Origin of the sequence: Kineococcus glutinatus, from assembly GCF_039542765.1 — a bacterium.
Taxonomy (GTDB): Bacteria; Actinomycetota; Actinomycetes; order Actinomycetales; family Kineococcaceae; genus Kineococcus_A; species Kineococcus_A glutinatus.
Map to the genome: position 1 here is coordinate 1 of NZ_BAABIL010000477.1, position 4,678 is coordinate 4,678.

Below are 4,678 nucleotides of genomic sequence, written 5' to 3' on the forward strand. Positions count from 1 at the left end.
TGGGGGCGGCGCACGTGGCACCACCGCCGGTCGCGGCCGGGCCGCTGCGGGCGCGGCTGGCGGTGGCGGTGGCGGTGGCGCTGGCCGCCGAGGCCGCCCGGGCCGCGGCGCTCGCGGACGGGACCCGGGTGCGGCTGGTGGGGGGCGACGCCCTGGCGCTGGGGATGCTCGCGCAGCGGCTGCTGGCCGCCGTGTGGGCCGAGGACCTGCGCGGCCGGCTGCTGCGCACCGACGACGGGGTCGTGGTGGAGGTCGGCGGCTGAGCCTCAGCCCCGCAGCGCCGCCACCAGGGCCTCCAGCTGCGCCGCCCCCGCGCCCGGTGCCTCGTCGCGGCAGCGCGCCGCCTCCGCGCGCCCCGCCCCCGACAGGCACCACGCCAGGTGCTCGTCGAGGACGCCCGGACCGGCCAGCAGCTCCTGCGCGCCCACCAGCGCCGGCCAGCCCCACGCGCGGGCCTGCGCGCTCACCTTCGCCCCGCCCGCGACCGGGTCCACCGCGATCGCGGGCACCCCGGCGCGCAGCGCCAGGACCAGGCCGTGCAGCCGGGTGGTGACGACGGCGTCGGTGCGCGCCACCGCCGCCACGACCTCCTCGGCCGTGGCCGGCAGCCGCCAGTCCCGCGGGTCCAGCCGGGTCTCCAGCACCAGCCGGGCGCAGCGCTGCTCGGCCAGCCAGCCGCCCAGCGCGGCCGAGACCTCCTCGTGGCGGCGCGCGGCGCCGTACTCGCCCTGCCCGTGGGTGAGGAACACCCCGAGCAGCGGCAGCGGCGGCACGGGGGCCGCGGCGGCGAGGTCCCGCTGCGGCGGCGCGCCCGGGGCGTCGCGCGGCACCACGACGTCGAAGCCCGTGACCGCCGGGTCGGCGGGGTCCAGGACGGACACCCCCACGGCCAGGCGCCGGCAGTGCGCGAACGCCTCGTGCAGCTCCTGCACCTGCCGGCCGGTGAGCGGACCGCAGGCCCACACCAGGTGCGTGTAGTCCGCCGCGCGGGCGACGGCGTCGTCCAGCAGCAGCCCGCCGCGCGGCCCGTACGCCCGGTGCATCGCCGGGCTCCACGCCGTGTCGAACGCCACCCGCTCGGCGGCCAGGCGCGCGCAGACCGCCTCGGCGCTGAGCACGTCACCGGCGGTGGACTCCCCGTGCAGCGGGCTGGACCACCCGACGACCAGCACCCTCACCGGGCGGCCCCGCGCTGCCCGCGCCACCCCGGCGTCGTGCGGCTCGGGGTGTGGGTGGGCAGCGCCATCCGCGGCGCGGTGCGCGGCCGGCGCGAACCGGACAGCATCACCAGCCGCTGCACCCGGTAGCGGTGGCCGCGGTAGCACTCGATGGCCTCGGCGCAGCCGGCGTCGTCCAGCACCCGCCCCGTCAGCGCGAACGACACCTCCCCGGGCACGTGCAGGTCCCCGAAGCTGAAGGCGTCGGCGTGCCCGTGCGCCCTGGCGCGCACCTCCGCCGACGTCCACACCCCCACCCCCGGCAGGCTGCGCAGCGCCCGGTCGGCCACGGCGGGCGCGACGTCGAGGGTGCGCTCCAGCGCGGCGGCGCAGGGGGCGGCCGCGATCGTCACCCGGCGCCGGCGCAGCTCCACCCCGGCCTGCAGCCACGCCCACGACGGGATGCGCCGCCACTGCTCCGGGGTGGGCGGGACGAACAGGTTCGCCGGCCCCGGGGCGGGCTCGCCGTAGCGGCGGACCAGCCAGCGCCACGACGCGAACGCCTCCCGGGTGGAGACGACCTGCTCCAGCGCCGAGGCGGACAGGCACTCGAACACCGCCCGGCTGCGGGGCAGCCGCCAGTGCCGGTGCCGCCGCCAGGCCTCCACCAGCACCGGGTGCTCCGGCAGCGGCCGGAAGTCGTCGGCGTCGGTGTCGGCGGCGCCGAGCAGGTCCGGCACCCCGGCCAGCGCCCAGTCCGCACCCGGGCCCCACGCCGCGGCCTCCACCTCCCCGTCGGCGGGCACGGCCACCACGCGCAGGGTGGCCGGGCCCTCGGGGGTGCGGGTGGCCCGCCACACCACGCCACCGGCGGCGGCGAACGTGGGGTCCGAGCCGCCGCGGCGCAGCGCCGACAGGTGCAGGGGCACGTCCACGGGCCGGCCCGGCCGCCAGCGCAGCACCCGGGGGCCGGCGCAGGGCCCCGGGTCGGGTCCCGCGTCGGGCACGGACTCGGCGGTCACGGGGCCAGGGTAGGGGCGAAGGTCGGTCCCTCGAGGGGGACGTTGCGCACGCGACGCGCGGGCGCGTCGGGGCAGGACGTCCCCGCCGCGCGCCGGGCCCATCGGGACGGGGACGTCCGGCAGCGACACGCCGGGGCGGCACCTGCAGGACGTCCCCGCGACGGCCCCGCTCACCCCGGGCCGAGCAGGGAGTCGGCCATCACCCGCCCGAGCCACGCCTCGTAGCGGTCCCAGGACCAGCCGCGGTCGTGGACGAGCCGCACGGCGATCTCAGGGGCGGTGAGGGTCCACAGCAGGTCGGCGGCCTCGTCGACGGCGAGCCCGTCGCGCAGCCCGAACCGGTCGGCGACGAAGCGGGCGGCGCGCGCGGTGCCGGTGGCGCGCTCGCCGTCGGTGGTGCGCAGCCACTCGCGCAGGTCGGGGTCGCCGGGGACCTGGGCGAGGAGGAGCGCCAGCAGCGGCCCGGCGCGCTCGAGCAGCCCGCGGCCGAGGGCGGCGTAGCGGTGCAGGGCCGTGCGGGCGTCGGGGGCCTCCTGCACGGCGCGCACCCCGGGCCGGTCGGCGATGGGCGCGGGGTCGTCGTCACCGGCGAGCGCGACGTCGTAGACGGCCTTGAGCAGCGCCGGTTTGGCCCCCACGGCGTTGTAGACGGTCTGCTGGCTGACGCCTGCCGCGGCAGCGACGGCGGCGACGGTCGTGGCCGCGTAGCCCCGCTCGAGGAAGAGGGCGTGCGCGGCGGCGATGACCCGCCGGCGCGTCAGGCGGGCCTGCTCCGCGCGCAGGGCGCTGGCGTAGCGGCGAGGCGTTGACACGCGGGCACACTAGTCGTTTGATGTCATTCAAACGATTTTAACGCCCTCAACCGGATGGACGTCCCGGCGCAGCGCAGCAGGAGGACCAGTGACCACACCGACCGCCGGCCCGGGCACCGCCCCCGCCGTGACCCCAGCCGTGACACCGCCCACCCCCGACCGGGCCGCGGCCGTCGCGCTCTGCGCGCACACCGTGCGGCTCATGGCCGAGGGCGACCTGCGCGACTTCGAAGCCGTCGTGCACCCGCGGGCGCACAACCGCGAGGCCGCCAGCGAGCCCCCCGCCTGCCGCGGCACCGGGCCCGCGGCCCTGCACGCCTCCGCGCTGTGGCTGCGCGCCGCCTTCGCCGACCTGCGCTGGGAGGTCCACGAGACGGCCGCGGACGGCGACCTGGTCGTGCTGCGCACCACGATGTCCGGGCGGCAGACCGGCACGTTCGTCGTGCACGGCGCGGACGGGCGCCCCGAGCGGGCCTTCCCGGCGACCGGGCGGGCCTTCGCCGTCGCCCAGACCCACTGGTTCCGCCTGGCCGGCGGGCTCGTCGTGGAGCACTGGGCCGACCGCGACGACCTCGGGCAGGCGGCCCAGCTGGGCTGGGCGCCGCCGGGCCCGCGCTACGCGGTGCGGGTGCTGCTGGCCACCCGCCGGGCCCGCCGGCGCTGAGCGCCACCCGCCGGGGTGGGCTGGTGGGGACGTCCGGGCGCGACGCGCCGGCGTGTCGCGGGCGGGACGTCCCCACCGGGGTGGGCGGGTGGCACCTGCAACGCTCCGGGGCGGACCGGACAGGTGGTGGTGTCAGAGCCCCCCGCCGCAGGAGGACGCCCGTGAGATCGCCCGAGGACCGGTTCGCCGCGCTGTTCGAGCGGACGCACCGGCCGCTGCTGGCCTACGCCGTGCGACGCGTGGCCGACCCCGCCGACGCGGCCGACGTCGTGGCCGAGGCGTTCCTCGTCGCCTGGCGCCGGCTCGACGACGTGCCGGGTGGCGACGACGCCCGGCCGTGGATGTTCGGGGTGGCGCGCAGGGTGCTGGCCAACCACCACCGCGGCGAGCGGCGGCGGCACGCCCTCGCCGACCGGCTGCGCGAGGAGCTGCCCCGGGTGGTGGCGCCCCCGGACACCGGTGACGGCACGGTGGCCGAGGCGATGCGCCGGCTGCCCGAGGACGACCGCGAGGTGCTGCGCCTGGTGGCGTGGGAGGACCTGGCGCGCGAGGAGATCGCCGTGGCGCTCGGGGTGTCCCGCGCGATGGTCCGCGTCCGGCTGCACCGCGCCCGCACGCGGCTGCTGCGGGCGATGGCGGAGATCGAGGGTGCAGGTGTCGCACCGCGACGCGGGCTGCCGGCCGGACGTGTCGCGGACGGGTGGGCGTCCGCCCGTCCCGGGCTGGAGGAGGGGCGATGAGGGACGACGACGTGCTGGCGCGGCTGCGCGCGGCGGACCCGGCCGCGGGAGCGGACCTCGCCCGGGTGGACCGGGGGGCGCTGGACGCCCTGCGGGAGGGCGTCGTGCGGACGGGACGCGGGACGGCAGGGGCGCGGCGGCGCCGGCTGGGGCGGCGGGGAGCGGTGGCCGCGGTGGCGGGGGCGCTCGCGCTGGGCGGCGGCGCGGCGTACGCCGGGTACGAGCAGTGGTACGTCGGTGGTGCGGCGGACGGGTTGACGTGCCTGACGGCCTGGCAGGGCTC

The 4,678-nt window shown here is 79.6% G+C and carries 6 protein-coding genes and 1 pseudogene; 4 read left to right on the forward strand and 3 right to left on the reverse strand.

Features of this window, described 5'->3' with window-relative positions; translation table 11 throughout:
• A partial coding sequence (locus ABEB16_RS16435; protein ID WP_345713303.1) for a hypothetical protein occupies window positions 1-263 on the forward strand: 263 nt, incomplete at its 5' end.
• Window positions 264-266: 3 nt separating this feature from the next.
• On the opposite strand, the gene ABEB16_RS16440 is transcribed toward ABEB16_RS16435, so the two are convergent.
• The 3 genes from ABEB16_RS16440 to ABEB16_RS16450 all read right to left on the reverse strand — a co-directional run bounded on the left by ABEB16_RS16440 (window position 267) and on the right by ABEB16_RS16450 (window position 2,991).
• Entirely contained in the window at window positions 267-1,178 is a 912-nt protein-coding gene (locus tag ABEB16_RS16440) for a polysaccharide pyruvyl transferase family protein (protein WP_345713304.1), read from the reverse strand.
• Entirely contained in the window at window positions 1,175-2,179 is a 1,005-nt protein-coding gene (locus ABEB16_RS16445; protein ID WP_345713305.1) for a DNA-3-methyladenine glycosylase family protein, read from the reverse strand. Before ABEB16_RS16445 ends, ABEB16_RS16440 begins: the two co-directional genes overlap by 4 nt.
• A gap of 170 nt (window positions 2,180-2,349) precedes the next feature.
• A complete protein-coding gene (locus ABEB16_RS16450; protein WP_345713306.1) occupies window positions 2,350-2,991 on the reverse strand; it encodes a TetR/AcrR family transcriptional regulator in 642 nt (213 codons plus the stop codon).
• Between the two features lie 202 nt (window positions 2,992-3,193).
• Here ABEB16_RS16450 and ABEB16_RS16455 point away from each other — a divergent pair, with 202 nt between their 5' ends.
• From ABEB16_RS16455 to ABEB16_RS16465, 3 genes and pseudogenes are all read left to right on the forward strand, one after another.
• Window positions 3,194-3,655 (forward strand): ester cyclase, encoded by a 462-nt coding sequence (locus tag ABEB16_RS16455; RefSeq protein ID WP_425560226.1) that lies wholly within the window; start codon window positions 3,194-3,196, stop codon window positions 3,653-3,655.
• A gap of 161 nt (window positions 3,656-3,816) precedes the next feature.
• On the forward strand, window positions 3,817-4,395 hold the full coding sequence (locus tag ABEB16_RS16460) for an RNA polymerase sigma factor (RefSeq protein WP_345713308.1): 579 nt from the start codon (window positions 3,817-3,819) through the stop codon (window positions 4,393-4,395).
• Window positions 4,392-4,678: pseudogene (locus ABEB16_RS16465) on the forward strand (hypothetical protein); the annotation flags it as partial. The gene ABEB16_RS16460 and the pseudogene ABEB16_RS16465, both read left to right, overlap by 4 nt.

Coding starts and splice junctions, on each gene's coding strand:
- ABEB16_RS16455 (WP_425560226.1), top strand. CDS start 3,194: ATGGCCGAGGGCGACCTGCGCGACTTCGAAGCCGTCGTGCACCCGCGG.